At 52.8% G+C, this 24456-nt stretch carries 24 protein-coding genes; 5 read left to right on the top strand and 19 right to left on the bottom strand.

Features of this window, described 5'->3' with window-relative positions; genetic code table 11:
* Positions 1-2: 2 nt before the first annotated feature.
* Positions 3-458, bottom strand: coding sequence for a hypothetical protein (locus VE954_RS02965; protein ID WP_324949501.1), 456 nt, complete (start codon positions 456-458; stop codon positions 3-5).
* Positions 459-543: 85 nt separating this feature from the next.
* Here VE954_RS02965 and VE954_RS02960 point away from each other — a divergent pair, with 85 nt between their 5' ends.
* Positions 544-2469: a DEAD/DEAH box helicase gene (locus VE954_RS02960; protein ID WP_324949500.1), complete on the top strand. Its 1926-nt coding sequence runs from the start codon at positions 544-546 to the stop codon at positions 2467-2469.
* 37 nt (positions 2470-2506) lie between these two features.
* Here VE954_RS02960 and VE954_RS02955 read toward each other — a convergent pair whose 3' ends face one another.
* The 7 genes from VE954_RS02955 to VE954_RS02925 form a co-directional block, all read right to left on the bottom strand.
* Positions 2507-3406, bottom strand: a complete 900-nt coding sequence (locus VE954_RS02955; protein WP_324949498.1) for an ATPase, T2SS/T4P/T4SS family — start codon at positions 3404-3406, stop codon at positions 2507-2509.
* Positions 3407-3448: 42 nt separating this feature from the next.
* A complete protein-coding gene (locus VE954_RS02950; protein WP_324949496.1) occupies positions 3449-3946 on the bottom strand; it encodes a DUF494 family protein in 498 nt (165 codons plus the stop codon).
* A gap of 123 nt (positions 3947-4069) precedes the next feature.
* A complete protein-coding gene (locus VE954_RS02945; protein WP_324949494.1) occupies positions 4070-5041 on the bottom strand; it encodes a DNA-processing protein DprA in 972 nt (323 codons plus the stop codon).
* 86 nt (positions 5042-5127) lie between these two features.
* Positions 5128-6546, bottom strand: coding sequence for a LysM peptidoglycan-binding domain-containing protein (locus tag VE954_RS02940; RefSeq protein ID WP_324949492.1), 1419 nt, complete (start codon positions 6544-6546; stop codon positions 5128-5130).
* Complete coding sequence (locus VE954_RS02935) at positions 6546-7331, bottom strand: hypothetical protein (RefSeq protein ID WP_324949490.1); 786 nt, start codon at positions 7329-7331, stop codon at positions 6546-6548. The genes VE954_RS02940 and VE954_RS02935 overlap by 1 nt, the downstream gene beginning before the upstream one ends.
* Before the next feature lie 13 nt (positions 7332-7344).
* A complete protein-coding gene (locus VE954_RS02930; RefSeq protein ID WP_324949488.1) occupies positions 7345-8127 on the bottom strand; it encodes a PilZ domain-containing protein in 783 nt (260 codons plus the stop codon).
* Entirely contained in the window at positions 8015-9454 is a 1440-nt protein-coding gene (locus VE954_RS02925; protein ID WP_324949486.1) for an O-antigen ligase family protein, read from the bottom strand. The genes VE954_RS02930 and VE954_RS02925 overlap by 113 nt, the downstream gene beginning before the upstream one ends.
* On the opposite strand from VE954_RS02925, the gene VE954_RS02920 reads away from it, so the two are divergent.
* Together VE954_RS02920 and VE954_RS02915 are read left to right on the top strand one after the other, a co-directional pair.
* The gene (locus tag VE954_RS02920) at positions 9443-10030 is read left to right on the top strand and encodes a hypothetical protein (protein ID WP_324949484.1); all 588 of its coding nucleotides are present in this window, start codon (positions 9443-9445) and stop codon (positions 10028-10030) included. The two genes, VE954_RS02925 and VE954_RS02920, sit on opposite strands and share 12 nt — an antisense overlap.
* An 86-nt stretch (positions 10031-10116) precedes the next feature.
* On the top strand, positions 10117-10485 hold the full coding sequence (locus tag VE954_RS02915) for a response regulator (RefSeq protein WP_324949482.1): 369 nt from the start codon (positions 10117-10119) through the stop codon (positions 10483-10485).
* Here VE954_RS02915 and VE954_RS02910 read toward each other — a convergent pair whose 3' ends face one another.
* From VE954_RS02910 to VE954_RS02885, 6 genes are all read right to left on the bottom strand, one after another.
* Entirely contained in the window at positions 10486-11475 is a 990-nt protein-coding gene (locus tag VE954_RS02910; protein ID WP_324949480.1) for a hypothetical protein, read from the bottom strand. It lies immediately after the preceding gene.
* A gap of 2 nt (positions 11476-11477) precedes the next feature.
* Entirely contained in the window at positions 11478-12662 is a 1185-nt protein-coding gene (locus tag VE954_RS02905) for an acyl-CoA dehydrogenase family protein (RefSeq protein WP_324949479.1), read from the bottom strand.
* A complete protein-coding gene (gene rsgA / locus VE954_RS02900) occupies positions 12649-13854 on the bottom strand; it encodes a ribosome small subunit-dependent GTPase A (RefSeq protein WP_324949477.1) in 1206 nt (401 codons plus the stop codon). Before rsgA ends, VE954_RS02905 begins: the two co-directional genes overlap by 14 nt.
* Positions 13823-16330 (bottom strand): glycerol-3-phosphate 1-O-acyltransferase PlsB, encoded by a 2508-nt coding sequence (gene plsB / locus VE954_RS02895; RefSeq protein ID WP_324949474.1) that lies wholly within the window; start codon positions 16328-16330, stop codon positions 13823-13825. The genes rsgA and plsB overlap by 32 nt, the downstream gene beginning before the upstream one ends.
* Positions 16327-17184, bottom strand: coding sequence for a pantoate--beta-alanine ligase (gene panC / locus VE954_RS02890; protein ID WP_324949472.1), 858 nt, complete (start codon positions 17182-17184; stop codon positions 16327-16329). The genes plsB and panC overlap by 4 nt, the downstream gene beginning before the upstream one ends.
* 380 nt (positions 17185-17564) lie before the next feature.
* The gene (locus tag VE954_RS02885; RefSeq protein WP_324949470.1) at positions 17565-18584 is read right to left on the bottom strand and encodes a helix-turn-helix domain-containing protein; all 1020 of its coding nucleotides are present in this window, start codon (positions 18582-18584) and stop codon (positions 17565-17567) included.
* Between the two features lie 134 nt (positions 18585-18718).
* Between VE954_RS02885 and VE954_RS02880 the strand changes: the two genes are divergently transcribed.
* Both VE954_RS02880 and VE954_RS02875 read left to right on the top strand, forming a co-directional pair.
* Positions 18719-19621 (top strand): hypothetical protein, encoded by a 903-nt coding sequence (locus tag VE954_RS02880; RefSeq protein WP_324949468.1) that lies wholly within the window; start codon positions 18719-18721, stop codon positions 19619-19621.
* 170 nt (positions 19622-19791) lie between these two features.
* Positions 19792-21084 (top strand): S41 family peptidase, encoded by a 1293-nt coding sequence (locus tag VE954_RS02875; RefSeq protein ID WP_324949466.1) that lies wholly within the window; start codon positions 19792-19794, stop codon positions 21082-21084.
* A 27-nt stretch (positions 21085-21111) separates the two neighbouring features.
* Here VE954_RS02875 and VE954_RS02870 read toward each other — a convergent pair whose 3' ends face one another.
* The 5 genes from VE954_RS02870 to VE954_RS02850 all read right to left on the bottom strand — a co-directional run.
* Positions 21112-21417, bottom strand: a complete 306-nt coding sequence (locus tag VE954_RS02870) for a hypothetical protein (protein ID WP_141731208.1) — start codon at positions 21415-21417, stop codon at positions 21112-21114.
* 63 nt (positions 21418-21480) lie between these two features.
* The gene (gene lipB / locus VE954_RS02865; RefSeq protein WP_324949462.1) at positions 21481-22161 is read right to left on the bottom strand and encodes a lipoyl(octanoyl) transferase LipB; all 681 of its coding nucleotides are present in this window, start codon (positions 22159-22161) and stop codon (positions 21481-21483) included.
* A 3-nt stretch (positions 22162-22164) separates the two neighbouring features.
* Positions 22165-22791 (bottom strand): L-threonylcarbamoyladenylate synthase, encoded by a 627-nt coding sequence (locus VE954_RS02860; RefSeq protein ID WP_324949460.1) that lies wholly within the window; start codon positions 22789-22791, stop codon positions 22165-22167.
* Positions 22784-23848: a uroporphyrinogen decarboxylase gene (gene hemE / locus VE954_RS02855; protein WP_324949458.1), complete on the bottom strand. Its 1065-nt coding sequence runs from the start codon at positions 23846-23848 to the stop codon at positions 22784-22786. The genes VE954_RS02860 and hemE overlap by 8 nt, the downstream gene beginning before the upstream one ends.
* Positions 23849-24010: 162 nt before the next feature.
* A partial coding sequence (locus VE954_RS02850; protein WP_324949456.1) for a HipA domain-containing protein occupies positions 24011-24456 on the bottom strand: 446 nt, incomplete at its 5' end.

Raw genomic sequence — 24456 nt, 5'->3', positions numbered from 1 at the left:
TGTTAAGCCCTTTTCTTTTTCCTAAGAGTCTCAAGCCGCTTATTAATTATAACAAGTCGGCGGAAAAACAAATTGGCCTCTTTGGTCCAGTTATCGTAGTAGGGCCCCAACGTATTGTGATGCATGGCGAGAAGTCGCATATCCTCCTTCCAGGCCATGAGTTCACCCGCTGCTCTTTTGGCGTCTTCAAGATTAAGCAACAGCTTTTCAAATTTTTTGTCCACATTGGCTGACTGCGGTGGCGCCGGCGCGGCAGCTTCCCCGTCAAACGCTACGTTATTTTCTCCACTGCCTGCGACTTCAGCTTGGAGCTGCGCATTTTCCGGGTTATCCTTCTCGCTTTCGTCAGAGGGCCCGTGAACCAAGGCCGCTTCAGCGGTTTCATCGCCCGATTGGGGCTTGTCTGCAGCGGAGACATCCATCAATGCATCCAGGTCATCGGGGTGATTTTCTGCCATTCGTGCACCTTTTTTATGTGGCTGTATGCCTTGATATCGGTTAAATTCAAAAAAAAATTAGCTGCTTAACGCAGCGGAAGACGCGATGAGTGATAAAGAAGACCTTATGACAACTCACAAGCCAGTCTCAGAACCAATTCTTGAAGAAGCTCCAGAAGTAGCGGGGAATCCCGTCCACGACGAGGATCTGCCAGAGACTGGTGCGCTGCTTCCCATTGAAACCCCTGATATTATTATCGGTCACCTCCCGCTTTCGGTGATCGAACCAAGTCTTCCCCTCCTTCCAGATGACGATGACGACGAAGTCGTTGTGGTGAAGGACGAGCCGATTTTTCCCGTTGAAACCTTTGAAGAATTGGCGCTGGTTGACGAGCTGATGGCAGCCATCCGCACGCTGAACTGGGAAAAGCCCACTCTTATTCAGGGTTTATGCTTGCCTCAGACCATTCAGGGTCAGGACCTGGCGGGTTTTGCTCAAACCGGGACCGGCAAAACCGGGGTGTTTCTGATCACGATCGCGCACCAGCTTTTGAAGATGCGGGAAGCGGGCGGTGAAAACAGTCTGCTGCCGAAAGCGTTGATTCTGGCACCCACCCGGGAATTGGCTCTGCAGATTGCTGCCGATGCCGAATTGCTTTTCAATCAGCTGAATATTTCCAGCATGGCCGTCTTTGGCGGCGTGGACTACGAAAAGCAGGCCCAGCGCATCAAACAGGGTGTCGACGTGATCGTCGCCACACCCGGCCGTTTGAAAGATTATTATCAGAAGAAGATTTTTTCGGCCAAGGACTGCTGCCTCTTCATCTGTGACGAAGCCGATCGCATGCTGGATATGGGCTTCATTGAAGATGTTGAATTTTTCCTGAGCAAGTTGAGTCCCGAGACGCAGAAACTTTTGTTCTCGGCGACGACCAACGAAAAGGTCAAGGAACTGGCTTTTGAATATCTGGAAAGCCCGAAATATATTTCGGCCAATCCCGAAGTCATCACGCCCGAGCGCATCGAACAGCATGCTGTGATCTGCGATTCCACGCAGAAACTGCAGGTGATGCTGGGACTCCTCAACGATCATAAGCCTGTGTGTTCCGTAATCTTTGTGAACACCAAGATCGTAGCCGAGTGGCTCCAGTATAAGCTCCTGGGTAACGGTATTGAATGCGATCTCATTACCGGCGACCTGCCCCAGAAGAAGCGGATTGCCTTGATCGAGCGGATCAAATCCAATGAAGTGAAAGCCTTGATCGCCACTGATGTGGCCAGCCGCGGCTTGCATATTTCCGCTCTGACTCACGTTTATAACTTTGATTTGCCTGACGAAGCTGCCAACTATGTGCATCGCATTGGTCGGACAGCTCGTGCAGGTGCCAGCGGCTCGGCTTATTCCCTGGTCTGCGAGGATTATGGTCATAACCTGATCGACATCGAAAAGTATCTCGGTGAAAATGTAAAAATCCAAACCGAGTGGTTCCCGGAATCCTACCTGCAGATTGAAGACAAGGCCGGCAATCCTTATAAAGATTCAGAATTCAAGGGTTCCCGTATGAATGACAAAGAGGAGAGAAGAGACGGTCGTCGCGGCGATCGATCGAAGCGTCCTGATCGCGATCGGAACAAAGCCGGCGCCAGTGCTGATGGTGAAAAACCAAGACCAGAGCGCAAACCTAGCGGCGGTCCACGGATTGAAGCTCGTCAGGACCGTGGCGGAGCCGAAGGCAAGGAACGTCCGGATCAGCCCAAGCAGGCCCCAAAAGGCAAGCGCCAGGATCCAAGGCAACAGCCTGCAGCAGCAGCAGCAACAGCAGCGGCGGCAACGGCCGGCACGCCGAGTCATCCTCGTGGTGGCAACCGTCATCGCAAAGCGCACACGAATCCAGGCAATCAGCCTGTGCAGACGATTCAGCCACGCGGCAAGACCATTATCAAGCCTGTGCAGCCTGAACCAGCCGTCCCCAATTCTTTCCTTGGCATCTTCAAGAAAATCTTCGCGATTTTCTTCGGCAAGAAAAAATAGGGTTTCGGTTCATGAATCGAATCAAGCGTCCTGATTTTCAGGACGCTTTTTTCTTAAGCCCGTTTTCGGTGAATTGCCAGATGCTTTGAACGCGGGGAAATTCCCGTCCCATCACAATCATATGCGCCGCCTGCTCTTCCAGAAGAGCCTGCCATACCCTGACATTTTCCTGAGCAAGATCAGCCAGCCGAGCCGCGAGCGATTCCGGTGATGACGCATGAAGGGTGACCCACACGCTGCCATGACCCGCGAGCACAGCGCGCCTCATGGCCTGCGCTTCCTCTTTTTGCCGAAGCTCCCCGATCACGATGCGATCCGGCCTGAGACGCAAGAGCTCATCAAAACTTTGACTTAAACTGAAAGCGCCGTAGCCACCCAGATCCGCGGCCTGGGCCTGCAAACGTATCCAGCCGGGCTGCAGGCGTGGCAACTCAGCAAGCTGCTCCAGAATAGCCACACGAAGATCACGGGCCGCACGCTGCAAAAGAGCCATCATCAGCGAGGTTTTTCCGGCTCCGGTCGGACCGACTATGAGAAGTGGCCCTTGGTGTCCGCTGATATCCTCAAGCAGGGGCATCATCCCAGGTGTTACAAAATCCTTGAGATCGAGCACACTGAGACGATGACGCCGTAAACTCAAAAGCGGACCATCGCGCGACACAGGTGGCAGAAGACAATGCCAGCGAAAATGCTGAAGGTCCTCGGCGATGCAAAGCTCGAGCGCACCCCCGGCTGCCGGCATCAAAGGATCAAGACGCAAATTTTGACCGAAAGCCAGTTTTTGACAGGCTTCGATCATATTTTGAGTGGAGGAGAAAGGTGAAGCTTCAATGCGACGTTGAGAACCGGACAGGAGAAGAACCTGATCACAGCCGTTGATCAACTCTTCATCCAAACAAGGATCACGGAAGTAGGATTGCAGAAGATTTTGCAACAATAGGTCAGCCCCTCTAAGTTGAGGGGACAGATCGTTCGTCTATCAGCAGTAAAAATCCGGGACGCAGGCGTGGAACATATCATGGAAGTCGCCTTCCGATGTTCCCGGCAGAACCGCAATAAAGATTTCCGCCAGCAGGTTGCTGACTTCTTCATCATCCCAGTCACGAGTATCGATGACGCGGGCTCCTTCAAGCATACGTTCGATAATGTCACTGGAAAGAATACCCTTATGTCGGCAGAGCTCGATCTTCGACCAGATCTTGTTACTAAAGCAGATGCGTTCCATCGGATTGGTGATGCGAACGCCTTCGCCTTTGCTTTGCAGCATCGCGAGTGATTCCACGACGGTTCCTGAATTCACGGCTTTCTCCACCCAGGCGCAGGCTGCCTCGATATCAGTCGAGGAAAATCCGGCATCCCGAAGCTCGTCTCTTACGTAGCGCTCCGTTAGTTCCAGTTCGTCATAGCCAAAGATTACCATTTCGGCCATGGCACGGACCACAGACCACCACGTCGCCTGTGAAGTGACACTGTGCATGTCTCACTCCCCTCAACTGGATCCCTTGATATCGCACTTACCGATATCAACGTTTCCGTTTTTAATGCTGAATTACTTTCTTATAGACTAAGACTTTGTCCCCTGGAAAGCAAAACAAATTCATTAAACACGATCGAAGCCCAAGCCCGCTTCAAACCAGTCCCCGCTCTCACAGCTCCAGGCCATGCGCATGTAGTCCTGCGCAGAAAAGAAAGGCGTCGCCCCTTCCAAGAGCAGCTGCTTTGAGCCGAGAGCTCGGACATCGTTTTCGGGATGCACCATGACAAAGACTTCGCGACCTTGCTCCAAGGCCAGCTGGGCGGTCACTTTTGCACCAGATCGTTCTCCCGCTTGCATCAGTAAAAGCCTTAGCGAAAGCCCTGTGATAATGCGATTTCGTACCGGAAAATCGTAAGGTCGCGCGGGATATTCCCAAAGTCTCTCACTGATAAATACCGCTCCAGATTTTTGCAGCAAGCGAAAAACGTTATCATTGCACCTGGGATAAAAACGCGAAAGTCCTCCGGCCAGAACCACAATGGTAGGGCAGGGTCTTTCCCCGGAACGTAAAGCGCCTCGATGTCCTGTGATGTCACAGCCCAGGGCTCCTCCGCTGACGATGACGCCGCCTTCCGCTGCCAGCGCGGCTGTCAGTTCTTCGGTTTCACGCATGGCAAATCCGGAAGCGCGACGCGAACCCACCACACTGATCGCAGGCTTGCTGAGCGTCTCTTCCGGCCCGATGACAGTCAGGCAGTTGGGTGGATCCTTGATACAGGCGAGCAGGGCTGGATAAAGAGGATGATAAAAATCGACGAAATGCGCTCCGGCACGTTGGGTTTGCTTAATGTTTTCAAAGATCAATGTCGCCAAAGCCACAGGACTCGCTTGAGCTGAGCGCATCAAACTTGTCCAAGGTGCTGTTTCTCCTTCAAGGCGATATTGAATGTAATCAACCCAATCGCTCACAGCGAGCGCCTCAATTTCAACACGCGGAAACGTATCGCCTTTGCGTATCGGCAGAGATAACCACCGATACAGCCACTGGGATAGGACATGAGAGATATGCGCTTCGAGCTGCGGGATGACAGACATGTAACCTCCTTCGCACAAACAATGGGAGGTTAAATTTTTTGAAAGGGTGAGACCAAGGACATGTCCTTTTGCAAAAGGACAAATTCTCAGGGACTGGCTTTGTCACCCAGGCGAACTTCCAGGACGTCGTTCAGTATAAACCCAAGCGCACCTGAGGCGGAGGCATCGAGAATATAGGCCCTGGCGACCTGACTTTCCGTATCAGGCAGATCACCTCTCAGAAAAATCGGGGCTGCGACTTTGACGTTCTGCATAATGTTGTAGACCTGGCCTTCCTGAAGCTTGTTTTCGTTCTGCTCGAGAAAGATAAAGGCTCCGCGGCCGCCCACCTGCATAAAGGGTTCGGTGAAAGCCACGACCTGCTGATTGGCCCCTTGAATGCTTTGAGGAGGATTGACCGGCAAACTGCGTTTGGTGGAGCGATAGGCAATCACCAGGTCACCGGGCTGCACACCAAGCCGGTTATAAACGACCTTGGCGCGATAGACATCCTCTTCCTCGTCCTTGGAATCCACCTGAATATGAGCAATGAATTCGTAACGGTAACCAACAAAATCGTTGCCGTTCTTGGTGCGGACTTTGCCGGATTCGCGGACGATCGTATAACTCGTGGCGAGCTGCAGGCTGTCTTCGGGCTCGACAATCAAAAACTGACCCTTGTCGATCAGAAAGGAACCTGCCGATCCGCCGACGATACGCCCGAGTTCATCGAATTCGTCCGCCACGATAAAGGCTGGAATGGTCACGGGCACTTTGTCAGGGGACGCCTGTTCACCGACGATCATGATCATATCGTCGATGCCGGCGACGGATTCCAGGTCATCGGCATTGGTGACCTGCTGATTCTGAGGAATTTCCGAGCGCATCAGCATGCCGTTAATATCTTCGCGAACCAGTTCCGCTTCCTTCATGCCGCCTTTATCAACCGGCACAATATCGTCCTCCGTGACAACCTGCAGGTAAGGAGGATTGTCCGCATCACCTGCATAAAAACGCAGTTTCATGCCAGGATAGATAAAGTGGGGGTTGGCGATGCCAGGGTTAAACGACCAAAGCTTCGGCCAGTAATTCGGCTCATCGATCAACTGATCACAGATATCGAAGAGATTGTCGCCCTCTTGAACGCCATACTCCTCGGGAGCTTCCCCAGGGGCCATATTGCGTAAGGTTCCCGGAACGGGTGGCGCCCCAGCGAAAAGATTGGGTTCGAGGACTTTCTTGATACGGCTGCGCACGTCCACCGGTTCCAGACCGCTGCTATCCGTGGCGGGCGCATTCTGATTCGGCTGGTTCATCGAAGCCGCTTCGGCCTGAGCGGCATCATCCGGAACGGACGCTTCAATACCGGGCGGTGGCGTGGTAGTGGCTTCGGCCGGAGGATTGGCATCGGCCTCATCCATTTCCGCGCCCATTTTTTCCAGATCTTCAAGCGAAGGATCCTGGGCCCGGGCGTCCCACCCAGCCAGCATCAAAAGAAGACTGAAAAAGAGGATAGGCCTTGGCATCAAAGCTTCTCCCTCATGCGATCGATTTCCATACGGGCCATTTCGCCTAAATCCTGATTCGGAAATTCATCGATCAGCAGCTTGAATTGATCGCGCGCGCGGCCCGAGAGACCCCGATTCTGGTCGACTTTAGCCATATAAAACCGGGCGTAAGGGACCCAGGAATTATGATTGTACTGGTCGATCAATTTTTTGAAATTTTGCTCCGCCAGCTGCATTTCCTTAAGGTAAAACCAGCTGAGCCCGATCCAATAATTGTGACTGCCCTCGGTCAGGCCGTCATCAAATTTTTCGCCTACTTCGTTGAATTGCACAATGGCCTGGCCATAGTTCGCCGCGTTGAATTTTTCCTGAGCGGCCCGCAAAAGGCGCTGATATTCGGCGATATCCTTGCTTTTCTCGGTGCTGACAGGCGCCGCGGGAGGCGTGGCCTGCAGGGAAGCGGGTGGTTCCTCAAGGTCAGGCTCGGGTTTTTTACTGGACTTGCTGGGCTTATCGGACTTCAGTTCTTCTGGAATAATGCCAAGCATAAGGCCCTTTTCCAGGAGCTTCATGCGTTCTTTTTGCCTTATTTGCTGGTTTTCCAGATCATCCACGCGGGCCCAAAGTTTGGCCAAACGCAGTTCCATATCCGAGGCTGGTGGCGTCATGTTGGGGGCGACAGCGGTCGGTTGCGCAGAGGATGCGGGCGCCGAGGTTTGGATTTCGTGAGCGCCTTCATCTGCAAAAGGATCATATCCCGCGCAGGCGTTCAGCAAAAAACTTATAAGAATCAAAGCGCGCATGGAGACAGCTCCTTCAAATCGCGTCCGCCACACTCAGCTGGCGCAGATAGTTGCGAATCTTGATCTGATATTCTTCCGACAATTCCAGAAACTCGATTCCCAAACGAAAGTCGAGCTGGTAGCGTTCGCGATTATCCTCATCAATCCGATTCTTAATGCGCCTTTTCCAGCGGATGGCGGCCTGGACCGGCATGGGCGCGCTCATGGGCAGATGCAGTTTGGCCTTGGGATCCAGATCCACCGTTTCCAGAAGATTGATAAACGATGGAAAATGACTCTGCACGCACACGCCGCCGGCACTGATATCGAGTATGGGAATCCAACTGGCCAGGCTGCGATACGCATCAAAAAAAGGCGGCGCGGAAGGATCATCATCCTCCGGATGCCACAGACTGAAACTCAAATAAGCCATCGCCGATGGCGTCACCCGATATCGGGAATTTTGCCTCCGCTCAATCGTCACCAGGGACAAGGGCAGGCTGCAGAGCACGCCCTCTTCGGTTTTGTCGCCAATCGTCGATACGAACATCACTTTGGATGGCATGCCGATGACTTCAATTTTTACCGGCATGCCTTTTTCAAGCTTTTGCAAACCAAATTCGGATATTTTATCGAAGACTATCTGTGGCGGGTTTTTCAGGCCATCAAAACGGGCGAAGTTCGCCCGAATACCGACTTTGATATTATCCTTGGTGCGAATCAACGCCTGCATCTTGCCGTCGCACATGCGCGCGACGATCCGCGAAATCCTCTCCGGATTGGTGATCTTGGAGGTGGCTTCGGCCGTTTGATTCATCGGGCACTCCTCCAGACATGAGGCAGCCGCAACAAAGGCCCATGCTGGTCCAAAGAGCATAAAGATATTCGCTATCCCGCAGCGTATTCTGCATGAGTCCGCCGAGCAGAGTTCCCAAAGCAATCAGTAAAAAACCCTGATGCCGGAAGTCCTTGAACAGGCGGAACGCTGCACGGAACAGGACGACAAAGATCACCAGCAGAGCCAGGGAACCGATGAGTCCAGAGTCCGCTAAAGTCTGCAGCAGGATGTGATGCGCCGTGTATTTTCTCTCAATATGAGTGTAGCCGGCCTGGTCATAATAGTCCAGCAACAGCCTGTCGTAGTTGGCCAACCCGGTTCCCAGCCAGGGGTGATCCATAAAAATTATCAGGTGCACTTTCCAGAAGATCCAACGATCAAAACGCTCTTCCAAAGGCAGTGTGGGATCCATCAATTCCCGTACGCGACCCATCATCACAGGATCGAGGAGAAAAATGGCACTTATGATCAGAACCGCCAAAACTCCTAAGCCAAGCACGGTGTGCCTTGTGCTGTGGCTGATATGAATTAAGGCAGCCATCATCATCAGGACCGCTGTGACAGCCAAGGGATAGCGGGAACCTGTCAGGCCGATCAGCCCCAGGTTGACGACACTGATCATGAGCCAGGTCCAGCCCTGCCTGGGTTCACGCTGCAGGGACCAAAGACCCTGAGCAAAACTTACAAGCGCCAGCAGCATGCAGTTATAGGCAAGGGTTAAAGGATGTCCCATTAAACCTGAAGCCCGATAGACTCCGTAGGCAAAGCGATGCTCGCCGATTTTCGCCTCAAAGCCGTGAATCCAGTCCCAGCCCCAGAAACGCTGGCCCAACATGTAAAGTCCGAGCAGAACCGAGGCGATTAAAATTCCCCTTGCCTGCCAGGTGAAGAGCCGCAGCCGATGCTCATGGAAGCGCCTGGCGGCAAGAATAAGCGTCAGGATCAGAAAGGTTCCGTAAAACCCCTGTTTTCCCAATAGACGAAGATGGGACGATAGAGTTAGTGTCAGAGGGTCGTTCGCGAGGAAACTCCGTACCAATTGGCAAAGCAGCAGCAGAACCTGAGCTGCCAAAAGCAGCAGGATTCCATGCCAAAGACCGACAAAAGTTTTTCGAAGTTTTTGCATCGCGGGATGATCAGGCCAGGGGGCGAGCAATGGCTTCCAGCCGCGTATCAGCAGAAAACGCGGACCGACAATGGCTGACAGAGAGGCTTGAGCACCTGCCGGCAGGAGCATGGCCAGCAGTATCAAAAAAATAAGTATCCGATTTTTTGCAGAAGGCACTTTTTCGCTATGACTTTGCACCCGGTATGGTCCTTCCTAATCATCAGCATCCTCGGGATGGTCGCAACCCGTTCGTCCGCGGCGGATTCAACTTATGATGACATGACGATACCGGAGTCCTATCCCAATGACTATATTTTCGCGCTTTATAGTCATAACGAACCAGTCGGCCCAAGTCATTCCGAGCTACGCACCCATGAGAATACGCCCGGCTTTTCCTATCAGCACCGTCTTGGTCATCCGTGGGTCGTCGGTGTCGGGTATCGGTCCCAGGCCTTTATCAATCGTCAGCAGAATCGACCGGTATCTCTGCTGACTGTCTTTAATACCACCCAAAGACTGTTTCGACTCTATCATCCGTTCTATGCTTTGGCGGGAACGGAAATTCTCTATCTCATTCCTGTTCAAAAATTGAATCCGCCGATTACCAAGGATGCGACCTTCAGCACCGAAATTGGTATTGGTGCGGCAGCTTCACTTTGGTATGTTATGAGTCAAAATAGCGTTTTGGCGCTGGATCTTCAGCGCTGGAGAGGCACCAAAACTGACCGCCTGCACGGCGTGTCCATGACGCTGGGTTTGGGCTGGGGATTTTAACCCTTGCAGGCGGGATCCTCTGTATTGCTCCAAACTTTGAATTGAGTGACAATTAACTGTTTTGCTTAGCCTCGCTGAGGTGCTTGATGAGTCCAAGGTCTAAAATTCTTATTGTTGATGATGAAGCTGAAGTGGGTGAGATCCTGGGAGTACTTTTGGAGGAGCAGTTTGATTGCGAGATTTTCACGGACGCCGCGCATGCCCTCGAAGCTTTGCGCAGAACGGATTTTCCGCTGATTATCACCGATCTGGAGATGCCGCAGATCAATGGCGTTCGTTTTATTAAGCAGGTCCGGGAGCTCAATCAAAAGACATCCATTTTGATCAGTACCGGTCATGATTCCGCGCATCCCAAGGTTCAGGAGGCTTTGAAAGCAGGCGCCAATGGCATCCTGACCAAGCCTTTCATGGATCCCGATGATCTGATTCGCTCGGTACGGAGTCTGATTCACTGATCAGGGTGCTGCGAAAGGGCAGTGCTGCAGCCTGAGATCCGCAAGCCAGCCATAGACACGGCTGGCCCAAAGACGCTGGAGCCCATAGGTTCCGCCGTAGACCGTTTTATCCTTCATCTTATTCATGACGACATTGCTAAAAGAAACCAGCGAATCACGATGGACCATAATACGCTCGGAATGCGAGGGCGATTGCCCCTCGGCCGTGGCCATGAAGAGATCGTTTTGATTGGAGCTGGTGAGACAATCCGTTGCCGCTTCGCAGAAGCCTGCGGCGGTATCCTTGAGTTCGAACGTTTCGGTAAATTCAGCAAAGCCCGGCCACACTAGGCCACCAGGCAGATAGCCGGAAATCACCAGCCGCTGCTTGCAGATGCCGAGATCTTTGAGCAGACTCTGCAGCTCGGTTTCCACGAATTTATACCAGTGATCGACTTTCTGTGCGCTGGCTGGCATGGAGATATTGATGAGCAGGATCGGCTGCTGATCAAGTTCCAGCAGTGTGTAATTCATGAAACCATCAAGACCGATCGGCCAGAATTTCTTCTCGACCTTGTCCGAGGTCGAAAGTTTTACCGGCAGACCCACCGCCGTGGCCTGGTACTGCATCTCCTGCGTGTCCTTGTAAAAGGCCACCACCTCCGCATCCCATTCGTAGCCTTCCAGGGCACCGAAATTCAAAATATTGATGTCCGATTCACTCGGACTGCCGCGACGGGTCAGGAGCTCCTGAAACACCACGATATCCGGCCGCGAGATGCGCAGCTGGTCATCGATCAGTTCGAGCCGCTCCCGACGGAAAAGCCAGTCGCCTCGCCAATTCTTATTGGCCAAGGTCGAAGGGATGCGTTGATTGAAAAGGTTGAGATTGAGGATTGAAAAACTGCGATTATCATAGCGTTCGGAACTGCGAATGCCCAGGAGGGCGCAGCCGTTGACCCATAAACAAAGACTTAGAAAAGCCAAGGGGAACAGCCGCGGACCCTGCATGCTTAACAACCCAGGTAGCGTGAGATCACAAGACGTTGAATCTCACTGGTTCCTTCACCGATTCTGAGCAGCGCCGCATCCCGGTAGAAACGTTCGATCGGATATTCCTTCATCAGGCCATAGCCACCGAACGTCTGCTGCCCTTCACGTGCACAGTACTCAGCCACTTCTGAACAATAGAGTTTAGCCATAGCCGCATGTTTTTGGAAGGGTTTCCCCTTCTGCTTGAGCCAGGCCGCTTTGTAGAGCAGGCCCTCGGCGGCTTCGATCCGTGTTGCCATCTCAGCCAGCTTAAAAGCCACCGCCTGATGTTTGGCAATGGCCACACCGAAGGTCTTGCGTTCCTTTGCATACTTCAGCGTCATGTCCAGAGCGCCTTTGGCCAGACCAAGGCCCATGGCACCGATCGACAGTCGGCCGTTATCCAGGGTTTCCATCATGATTTTGAAACCCTGACCTTTGGCACCGAGCAGGGCTGAATTCGGAACGCGCACGTCGTCGAAATAAAGTTCGCCCGTGTTGGAGGCACGCCACATCATTTTACCATGCATCGTCTTGCGTGTGACGCCGGGAGCATTGGCGGGAACAATAAAGCAGCTCAGTTCCGCACGACCATCCGCTTTTTGACCGGTGACCGCCTGAACGGTGATGCCTTCGGTGGTTTTCGCAGCACTGTTCGTGATCCAGATTTTCGAACCGTTGATCACCCACTCGTCCTTGGTCTTATCGTAGACAGCGCGAGTCTTGCTCGATTGAGCGTCACTGCCCGCTTCGGCTTCAGTCAGACCAAAGGCCCACATGCCCTTGCCGGTGCAAAGGCTGGGGATATATTTTTTCTTCTGTTCTTCGGTGCCGTAATAGTAAAGCGGCGCCACACCCAGGCTGTTATGAGCGGCGATGGTGGCAGCATGCGAACCGTCAACCCGTGCCAGTTCCTCGACGGCTACCACGTATTGGACGTAATCCATGCCCTGACCACCGTATTCAGTGGGAATGACCGCCCCGAACAGCCCGAGCTCACCCATTTTTTCGGTCAGCTCATAGGAAAATTCCTCTTTCTCGTCGAGCTGGTGGGCCCGCGGTGCAATTTCCTTTTCAGCAAAACTGCGAACGGTCTGCCGCAGCAGAGTCAGCTCTTCGTTTTCGCTGTAATCGTAACTCATGGAATGATCGCTATTCGTCGTCATCGCTTTCAACCTTATCCTTCTCGGTGTTTTGATCACGGATCCGACCCTCGCGACCCGTTTCCCCCAGTAATATGCCCTTATACGATTTATACCGGCGTTCGCTGATCTCTCCAGCGGACACGGCTTTCATCACCGCGCACTCCGGCTCATCAATATGACGGCACTCGCGGAATTTGCATTGATTCATCAAGGCTCGCATTTCCACAAAGCCGTGACTCAGATCGATGGCGTTTCGCTCACTCAACACAAAACTGCGGATGCCGGGCGTATCTATCACGTAACCACCACGTCCCAGCTTGATCATGCTGGCATAAGTGGTGGTGTGCCGACCCTTGTAAAAAATATCCGAGTTCTCTTCCACTTCCTGCGTGATCTCGGGTCGAAAGAGATTCACCAGCGAGGATTTGCCAACCCCGGAATGGCCGCTCAGGATGGTGACCTTGTTTTCCAGAAGGCCGTGCAATTCCCTGATCACAGGATGCTGAAAGTTCTGGAACTCAACCTGCACAGAAAAAACGGTGTAGCCTAACCTTTTATAAGTGTCCGCTTCCTGCACGCATTCGTCACGAAAGGCGTCGGATTCTTCGGCCAGCAGGTCCTCTTTATTCAGCACAATAATGGCCGGAATTTCCTGTTCTTCGGCCAGAACCAGATAGCGGTCGATGAGACCCCATTTGACCAGCGGATTTTTATAGCTGGCGACAATCATCAGCTGATCGACGTTGCTCGCCAGAATATGTTCCCGCTCATGCAGGGCGGGATCGCGTCGGGCAATCCTGCTCTTGCGCGGTGACATATTTTCGATCACGCAGCAGGGAATATCAGTCCCCAGGTCAACGTCACGATCATCGGTAGGGCGGCAGAGAACCCTATCCCCGACACAGATGGTATTGCGTTCCCCGCGGCGGCTCTGCAGATGGCGTCGGGCCACGGTTGCCAGCCAGACGTCACGCGTCTGCACATCACCGATTTCCTTTTCCGGGGAGACAAAGGCATAACGCTTATGCACTTCCACCACGCGGGCCGGAAACCATTCCGGATGGGCGACGAAATCCCAGGTATCCTCGGCCTGCTCGAAGTCGGCCTCGGACGATCGGTGCCTTTTACGTTTATCACGACCGCGACGAATTTTATCGTAGGTGGGGAGCTTGTCGCTGGTGTCATTGTTCCCCGTGTATTTCCATTTGGCCATGATGCTCTTCGTCCTTCTGCTGATGCGTGGTCTTGAAGATGCGCTCGATACTACGGAGGGCATCCGGTGACAGCAGTCTTTGTGAGTTTTGCGCCATCACAGCCACGCGCTCATCAATGCGCAATTTCTTTTCGTCCACTGGGATCAGCAGACCCTTGCGTTTGAGGAGCTGGATATGTTTTTGAATAAAGGTTTTTTCGACGATCTCCGGGTTGTTAAGCCCGCTCAGAATCGCAAGGCGCTGGGCCATACGATGACATTGCTGCAGGAATTCGTCACTGTCAACCAAACCGAGTTGACTATGTTTGGCCAGCAGCACGGCCGTGATGATAAATCGATCAAAGGTCAGGCCCAGAGCCTGGGACAGAATATCGAGAGCGACGAAATCATCGGACTGGGCCGGCGGCCTATGGTAAAGCTGCGAGGCGACCTTGTGCAAGAGCCCGACCCCGGCCATGGCTTCGGCATAGCGTTTCACCACGGCTTCGATCTCATGCTCTTCCCAACTGAGATAGAGCTCCTCGCGCAGAACGCTATAAATCTCGGCACAGGCCCGGCAGAGTGATTCCTCGTCGATCGTATCGTCCTGCTGGAAGAAACGCGCGATGAGCGATGGGATGGCAAAGAGATGGATGATGTTATTGCGATAGTAGCTGATCAAAGCACCATCAATATCATTCAGAAAGATCACATCACCGGCGGCATGATTAAAGATGGAAACGCTCTTTAATTTCATGGCGATGGTAAAGATCTCACTGACATCATCATTCACCAGCCGGATATTGGGGTGATACGGCTGAGCCTTCTGCAGAGTAATCATGCGCTGCATGAAGATGAAGAGTTCTTCCTTGGGCAGGGCTTTTTGCCAGGCTGCGAGAAGTCCGACTCCCATCAGACCGATCGGCGCAATCACCGCGGCCTCGTTCATGCGGCACGAGATCAGATAGGCCAGGTCATGCACCGCCGACGTGAGCCAGTCCGGTCGATCATCATCGACCTGACGCCAACCGGGCTGATTTTTATCCAGAAAGTTTTCCAGGATAATGGGCTCGCCATAGGACAGATACGCTTTGCCATAATACTGCCGCAAAACCTTCCGAGCCTGAAGCAGTTGAAAAATGGATTCCTTTTTCTTGGCGCCGCCGCCGAGTTCAGTCAGATAGCTTTTGACTTCCATAACCTTGTCATAGGCCAGGAACACGGGAACCAGCGCGACCGGTCGTTCAGAGTTTCGCAGAAAACTGCGCACCACCATCGACAGCATACCCGTCTTGAGCGGTAACAGCCGACCTGTCCGACTCCGTCCGCCTTCCGGAAAAAACGAGATCGGATAACCCTGGGTCAGAAGATAATGCATGTATTCTTCCACCACAGCCGCATAAAGACGGTTGCCATGAAACGAACGGCGAATAAAAAAAGCCCCGGCCCGACGCAGAAACCAGCCCATCGGGAAGAAGTTCAGGTTGATACCGGCGGCCGTATGCGGTGTCGGCAAACCGCTTTTATAAACGGTGTAATTGACCAGGAGGTAATCGAGGTGACTGCGATGGGTCGGTACATACACGATTTCGTAGTTCTGAGCCGCCAGCCGCGTTACGTTCTCGACATTGACCGCATCCACACCCGAGAAAATCCTGTTCCAAAGTTTGCCGAGCACGAGTTCGAACACGCGAACGATGGAATAGGTCTGATCCGCCGAGAGTTCACGCGCATAGTGACGAGCACGGGATTCGAGACTTCGAATCAGCTGAGGCCGACCCTTGCCTTCCTTTTCAATTTCCTGGCGCACGTGCTTGCCGGCCACCACACGGGAAATCACCTGCTCACGGACGTACAGTTTTTGTCCCAGGACCGTGTTACGAACGCGGCGGAAGTGGATTCTCAGAATCCGGCGAATCTTCCGGGCTGCGTTATTCACATCCTCTTCACTTTGCAATAATTCATTGATCTGAAAGGGCTTGGCGAAAATGAGCTTATTGTTGCGTCCCTGAGCCATCACGATGAAAAATTTCTGCAGCCAGCCGGCGTCTTCATCATCGTTGAAAATCAGCTTGAAGATCGACGGTTCGTCGGTACCCGGGTCCTTGCCCCAAAACGGCGAAACAGGAACGATCTGGGGTTTCTCGCCGGTTTGCTCCTGAACCTGACGGACGAGATGCAGAAGCACCTGGCTCGGCCGCAAACGACGAACGCGTTTAATGGCAGTGGTCTTTTCCAAAAACAGACAGACCGCACGCCGATTCCGGTTGAAGTCAAGACCCAGATCAGGCTCCGGCAATCCAAAGCGCCGACAGGTCGTGAGCAGCACGAGGTAATCAATGATGGAACGCTTCGGCAAAACGTAGATGACCGGTCCCCCGGTCAGCTCCAGATGCTCCTTCAAATTTTCCGGCTGGGCCGTGGTATTCACCCAGAGCAGCACCGGACGTAAAAGATAGGACAGCATTAAATGAAAAAATCGAATCAGCTCTTTCATGGGCCGGACAGCTCCAGATTATCAATCAAACGAACCGATCCTAGATGTGCGGCAACCAGCAGGACGGCTGGCTGATCGATCGTTTCGCCAAAATCGGCAAGGTCCGCGGCGGCACGGATCTCCGCATATTCCAGACGAAAGGCCGGGACATGACTCAGCTGCTTTTTAAGAGTATCGAGCAGAACCTGGGGTTTCTTCTGACCACCTTGGAGCGCCTCCTTCACCATCTGCATCGCGCGATACAGTTCAGGAGCCAGCGCCCGCTCTTCGGGGGTTAACCGCAGATTGCGACTGCTCATGGCCAGTCCATCCGGATCGCGCAGTGTGGGATGACCTATCACTTCGATCGGAAAACACAGGTCCTGGGCCATTTTTCTCAGCAGGGTAAACTGCTGATAGTCCTTCTTGCCGAACAGTGCGAAATCCGGCTCGACGGTATTGAAGAGTTTGCTCACAATCGTCAGCACACCTTGAAAGTGCCCGGGCCGAAAGCGACCGCACAGGATGTCGGAACGTTTGTCGTTGTATACATAGGTTTCGTAACCAGCGGGATACATCTCAGCGGCATTCGGAGCAAACAGGACATCGGCGCCGAGGCTGGTGAGTTTTTCGCTATCCAGCTGGAGCATGCGGGGATACGACGCAAAGTCTTCCTTGGGGCCAAATTGGATCGGGTTCACGAAGATGCTGACAACCACACGATCCGCTTTGTTTTGCGCCTCGCGGACCAAAGCCAAATGTCCGTCATGCAGAGCCCCCATGGTGGGCACAAAAGCCGTTTTTTTGCCGGCAGCACGCCATTCTCGACTCAACTGACGCATATCGGCAAGCGCTATAATGGTTCTGATTGGCACGGATACCCCTCCAAGACGGCCTCAGGTTCCCCTTTGGACTTAAAAGTGGAGGTAGTATTACACTTTTTGCAGGCATGAGGGCAATAAAGAGCGGCGATAGCGCGGTGAGGAAAGGAATAAGGACTGGAGAAGGAATAATAGGTTAGGAGTCTCTGAAAATTGCCCTCCTGGCAATTCGGCTCTTCCTGAGCCTGCACTTGGGTTCTAAGAACCCCCATCTGCTCCGTAGGGACCACTGCAGATCCCGTCCTACCCAGTCCTATGAAGATAACATCTTCATGTCTTACTATTCGGAAAGGCCTTTGCAATCTTTAGCCCCGGAAGAAAAAACAAAGGGCCGCTCGCAAGCGACCCTTGGTGTTTTGTCCATTACCGGGTTCTTATCGCAATGAAGTTCCAGGGGCTGCTTTTTTCGCAATCTGGCTTTCACTGCTTTGGAAACTCACGCGTTTCGGTTCACCTTTCACGGTCGAGGTGGGAACGCGCTGACCTTTGAAATAAAGCTCCACCACCGAAGAGTCATCCACGTAAAATTTCAGCTGATCCTTAAAGCGGTAGCGATAACGATCCGGCTTCAGCTCACCCGTGATTTGCTTTTCATTATCACGCGTGATTTTCACAATAACTGGCTCTTTCACCAGAAGTTCCACGAGAGTGCCGCCTTCCAGCCTTTCCTCTTCGTCACTCTCCAAAGCCGCAGGCGCCGCAGCGGGGGCAGGAGGTGGATTGCTGGCGACAGCAGGTTCAACCGGTGTCCCGACAGGTGCCGATGCATCCGGTGCGGGGACAGGAACGGGCGCGACTGCCACGGCTTCCCTGTTATCCTCGGGAGTCACAGGCGTTTGCACGCGACCTTGTTCCTGGGCCAACTCATCCTGGGAATTCCGTGTGGCGATATCAACTTGATTGATAATGATCGCGCCGACCACAACAGCAGCCACCAGAAGAATCAAAGGTTTGGCTCGCAAATAATGATGCGGGGCCAGGGCCTTGATGCGGCCTTTCCATTCATTGGGCTGAATCAGAAGCACACCTTTTTTCAGCTGCTGATGCCGCTTTTCATCGCGCACCGTGGTGCTGATCACATCCTTGCCTTTGCCGGCATTGATGTTGCGTTCAAAAGCACCCAGAACTTCAGCTGGATCAACACCATAGACCTTGCAGAGGTTGCGAATGAAACCGCGACCGAAGACAGCGCCAGGGAGCTTGGCAATATCGCCTTGTTCCAAAGCTTCAACAAAAGGCGGAGAAATCCGCGTTGCCATCGCCGCTCGCTCAATCGAAAACCCCGATTGCTCGCGAGCAGCTTTCAGAATGGCTCCGAAGGGACGCTCATCAACGGGCGCTCTCCCTTCAAGATGTTTGTTGGATTCGGCCTGCTCAATGTCGATTTTGGTCATGTTGGGCGCTCCGTGGCATTTCTAAAAGCAGCACGATCCTCAGCTTTCGATCGTGCAGGCCTTCCATCCGGAAGTTAACCATATTAAGCTTGAAAGAAGAACCATTATCCTACGACGCTTTAAGGGGAACAACCATGCAACTGCTGCAGGCTCAAATCCCTTCTTCAGATTCTTTCGCACACGCGGCCTGGCGTCGTGTTCTGGCTCCATGTTTCATCATCCTTTTTATCCTATGTACGCCAGGCTGTCAAACTCTCAAAGACCGTGGTAGCGAAGCCAGGCGGGAGGATGAACTCCTGAATACCCAAAAGAACCTGGTCATTGGTTATATCAACCAGGGTCAGCCCAATATGGCTTTGCGTGAACTCCGCCCCTTGCTCACGAAACACCCAGAGGATGCGGATTTCAAGAATTTGATGGGACTCACCTATTTGTCTTTACAGAATCCCAAAATGGCGCTTGGCTTTTTTGAAGATTCCCATCGTTTGCAGCCTCGAGCTTCGGTCGCCTTAAATTTAAGCTCGGCCTATATCGAAACAAAACAATTTGCCAAAGCCATGAAGACTTTGAAGGATCTGCGTAACTCACCGGCCGGCAAGGAATACCAGTATCCTGAACGCATTCTGCACAATATCGGACTCTGTGCCGAACGGATGGATAAATGGAAAATCGCAGAGAAATATTACAAGCTTGCGATTGAAATCAACCCCTACTATTACCTGTCGCTGATGCGCCTTGGTCAGTTGTATGAGCGCATGCGCAACACAGAATTTGCGGTCCGGGAATATCAAAGAGCCCGCGATGCTTGCATGAAATGTTTTGATCCCGTTCATGCTCTGGTGACTCAATGGGTCGCCAAGGGTGAAGTGCAGAAATCCATGACTTTGATCCAGGAATATCTCGCAGATAAGGAACTGGATGCAGCGGATCGCCTGAGAGCTCGCAAACTGATGGCCAGCACGACTCGAAGCGATCCGAAAAACATTATTCACGCGCAGAACGGTCGCGTGCGCCCGACCCGAACTGGAACCAATTGAAGGCTGTTGGCAACCGCAGGGGTGGCCCATTCCAGGCCGCTTCCGCAAAAAAATCCTAGCCTCAAGTGGTCATTCCCAAGCAAAATGATCGTAGGCCACCATCAATTTATCAGCATTTCCATCGTCGCTTCATCCGTGACGCTGATCCTGCGTGCGCGAAAGGAACGTCCATGTCTGTTCGTAAATTCTGGCTTTTGCTGTCTTTAGTCGGAACTGCCCCGGTGCTCGAGGCCGGTGAGAGTGAAGTCGCTGATACCCGTTATCGGTCGCTGGAGACACTGGCTCGCGGTCTTTATTACCTGGAAAATCTGTATGTGGATCCAGGCAAGGTGAAGGCTGACGACATGGTTTACCATGCACTCAAAGGCGTCGTGAGCAACCTCGACCCGCACACCATGGTCATGCCGCGCAAAGCGTTTGATCAGCTGACCTCGGATACGCAGGGGAAGTTTGGAGGCGTTGGCATCATCGTTTCCACCGAACGTGGAAAGATGATTGTGGTTTCGCCCATTGAAGACACACCGGCCTATCGCGCGGGCATCAAATCCGGTGATGAAATTGTAGCGATCGACGACACTCCGATCGACCAGATCAAATCAGGCGACGCCTCCGAGCTGATGCGCGGCAAGCCGGACAGTAAGATCAAACTTACGGTTCGCCGAAAAGGCGAGGAAAAACCTCTGCAGTTCACCTTAATTCGCGAAATCATCAAGGTCAAATCCGTGCGTTCGGCCGACCTGGGCAACGGTATCTTCTACAGCCGCATCTCGAGCTTCCAGGACAACACGGCTGATGAGCTGAAGGATATCATTGAGAAAAACATCAAGGACAGCAAGGGCATGGTGTTCGATCTGCGCGACAATCCCGGTGGTCTGCTGGATCAGGCGGTGAAGGTGGCCGATCTCTTCATCGAGTCCGGTGTGATTGTTTCCACAGTTGGCCGCAGCAGCAAGGACATCGAGCGCGAGTTTGCGCACAAGCGAGGCACCTATGCCGACCTGCCTATTGTGGTTCTCATCAACGGCGGCAGTGCAAGCGCGTCGGAAATCGTGGCCGGCGCTCTGCAGGATCACGAACGCGCCTTGATCATGGGTTCGACATCGTTCGGTAAGGGCTCCGTGCAGACTCTGGTGTCGCTGCCTGATCACAGCGGTTTGAAAATCACCGTGGCCCGCTACTATACACCCAAGGATCGTTCCATTCAGGCCAAGGGCATCACCCCCGATGTGGTCGTGCCTCCGCAGCAGTTCGAGGTGAAAAACACCAATACCCGCAAGGAATCTGATCTGAAGGGCCACATTGAAAGCGGCGACCTGTCAGACCTGGCGAAAAGCTCAGGCATTCAAATGGAAATCGAAAAATGGCCGGATATCCAGAAGGAGGATTACCAACTGGTTTCGGCCTATTCGTTCTTAAGAAGCGTTCGGTTTTTTGGACCAAAAGGTGTGAAGACGAAGAGTTAAAGAGGAGCGACGCTCGTCGCTCCCCCTTTAGGCAGAATAGCTGTCATAATTCTTGAAAATGACAACGTGTTGGTCACCAAACGGAGTCGCCAAAAAGCGACGGTGCCGTGATGCGCAAAAACGCTGGTAGTTCCGATAAGCTTTGTCATTATCAAAGACTTTGATAATTTTCTTGCACTCACCGCATACCATCATCGGATTGTTCTTGGCATGCATGCCAATTGTTCGTTTACAGCATTCCAGCAGCTCAGGAGGATCGTCGCTGAGGTCAGGTGCAGCCACGCGCACCACTTTCCCTTCGTTCACGACTTCGCCCGATTCGAAAAGATCCATGTTCCATCTCTCCCTTGCAGACAGTACGCATGTTTCCCCCGAGGAACACTCGGGTCAACGATTCTACGGATTCCGCATCATTTTGTCTACGGTCTGGATTTTGACTGAAAGATCCATGACTTCTGAAAATTTCTGCAACCAAACTCGCGCCACATCGGATAGGTCTGGTGTTGATCCTAAAAGATTTTGCATGGATGTGACACCTCTTTCTCGAATGCCACAGGGCACGATCAGGCGAAAGAGATTTAAGTCATTCACAACATTGAGAGCAATACCATGAAGACTGACTCGCTCCTTGACCCGGATGCCGATCGCACAAATCTTATCAGGGCCGACCCACACTCCAGGGTAATCGGGATCGCTTCGGGCTGCGATACCAAAATGCTGAAGTGTTAGGATCACCGACTCAAGCAGGCGTTCCACATAACGTTTAGGGGGCAGACGCAGGTCCTGTAAAGGCAGGATGGGATAGACGACGAGTTGTCCAGGTTCATGCGCGGTAACTTCACCGCCGCGATCGGTTGGAAAGACTTCGATGCCGGCCGCCTCAAGAGACTCCGCTTGGGTCAAGACCAGTCCAGCGTCAGCATTTTTTCCCAAGGTCAGAACCGGCGGATGCTGGAGCATCATGATGGCGCCAAACCGCTGGCCTTCGCGGACTTCACTATGCAGCTGGTGCTGCATTTCAAGCGCTTGCCCATAGGCCAGGAGACCGCAATCAAAAACATCGAGGGACCTGGACAAAAACTAGCCTCCAAACTGCTCAGGATCACCGACCCCGGCCCGAACCACAACCGGTTCATCTTCCGTGAAATCAATCACGGTCGATTCCAACCCAGGCATTTCCTCGCCCAAATCCATCAGGAGATCAATACCATGTCCAAATTCTTCAATGATTTGGTAGCCAAATTTCGGAATCTCACCATCGGCCAGCTCAGGCACGGAGGTGGTGGCCAGGGGTTTGCCCAGCCGGGTCACAAGGTCACGTAAGAGAGGTGATACCGGAATCCGCACCCCCACGACCTGACGCTTATCCTTGATTTGACGGGCCAGGGTCCGCTGCCTTTTCAGGATCACGGTATAAGGTCCCGGCCAGCATTTTTTCAAAACGCGATACTGATTGTTATCGATATTGCCGACCGTGGAGGCCATGGAAATATCGGAACAGATCAGACTGAAAGGTCGATCCCGGGGATGAGTCGGCTTCAGGCGGCGGATTCGATCCAATGCTTTCACACTGCTCGCGTCGCAACCAAAAGCCCAGTTGACGTCCACGGGATAGGCGATCACGCCGTCGCGCTCCAGAAGCCGACAGACGCGGTCGAGATCCCTTTCAGACGTTGGATTGATATAAGTGTAAAGATGTTCAGCCATGTCCCTGCTGTGCCCGCTCCGCCTCAAACCGTCTGACTTCATCAATCGCAATCGACACCGACTGGGGTGGAGTATGCGGCTGCAAACCGTGCCCGACGTTAAAAATATGACCACGCGCCTTGGTGCCGGCTTCCAGCACATCACGCACCATCTGTCGCAGCAAAGGTTCTGGAGCCAGCATGGCCTGCGGATCCAGGTTACCTTGCACACTGACATTGAGACCCAGATTCTCGATCAAAGCGACCGCCCGAGGCATGCGCGCCCGCCAATCGATAGCCAAAACATCGGCCCGAATGCCATTCAATTCAAAAAGTAATTCCAAACTCTGACCGGGATAATAAATGATCGGTCCGTCCCATTGAGCTTTCACGGCTTCAATCACTTGATTGACGGCCGGGAAAACGAAATCGCGATAGTCAGCCGAGGTCATTTGATTGGCCCAGGTATCGAACAGCATGAGGCATTCCGCGCCGGCTTTGACCTGCATCAAAAGATAATCGGAGGTGACAGCCGCCAGAAGATCCAGGAGTCCCTTGAACGTTTTCGGCTCCAAATAGCGCAATTTCTTCACTTCGGTGAAGGTCTTGCTGCCTGAGCCTTCAATCATATAACTCGCAACCGTGAAAGGAGCACCAGCAAAACCAATCATCGTTTGATCGGGCCTGAGGCCTTGCTTGGTCAGGGCAATCGCATCACCGACATAACCCAACTCCTTTTGCACATCCGGATGCCTCAGACGAGCCAGAGCCGCGGGCGACCGTACCGTATTGCTCAGCTCGGGTCCATGGCCCTTGTCAAAGGTCAGATCCTGGCCCATGGCGGTGCAAGGGATCAGAATATCCGAAAAGATGATGGCTGCATCCACATCGTAGCGGCGTAAGGGCTGCAGCGTGACTTCAGAAGCCAGCTGGGGATTCCGGCACAATTCGACAAATTCAACATTTTTGCGAACGGCCATGTATTCCGGCAGATAACGGCCCGCCTGACGTAAAAACCAGATGGGAATTCGTGGAGTCTTATAACCAAAAGCAGCATCCACCAAGGGCTTCTTGTTCAATTTCAATACTCCTCTCAATGCGGCCAGACCTTGAACATGGCACTGTGACTCGGAGTCTGGACATTTCTCAGCTTACCATGAGACCAACCTGGAGCAGAGCCCAATCCTTCGAGGCTGGCACCAAGTCCTTCGTGGAAGGGCTCAGGTGCCCATGACATTGTTTTATGCAGTCAATCGACTCACCCGTTGTCTGACAACGTCCCGGTAGCGACTCTTCATGTCCGGGCTCAAAAGCGAACGTTCCAAAAAAGCCTCGATCGTGGTTGACCACCGTGAAACCCCTGTGAAGCAAGCCTTTCTATATTTTTCGTTAATCCCAATTGATGTTGCAAAAGCTGTAAAATCATGGATTGTTAAGTCTTTTTGCTTGCCGTTAACAGACAGCACCATTTCAACCGACTCCTGCGGGTAGCAAGCACGAATGTTGAGATGGTCATAGAGAGGGGAAAGTTTTTGATACTCAGACTTTGCATCCCGAAATACAGACCAGTTTTTAAGATGCATATCACCATTGCCAGTTACGAAGCAGAATAGAACGCGCCGAAAAAAATCCGCAAGCTCGATGGCGGGACTTTGCGTATGCTGTGTGATGATTTGAGCCAGCTGCT

Source organism: Oligoflexus sp. (assembly GCF_035638955.1).
In the GTDB taxonomy this organism is placed as follows: Bacteria; Bdellovibrionota_B; Oligoflexia; order Oligoflexales; family Oligoflexaceae; genus Oligoflexus.
Note: the sequence above shows the minus strand (reverse complement) of the source record. Positions and strands in the feature narration are given on the sequence as shown.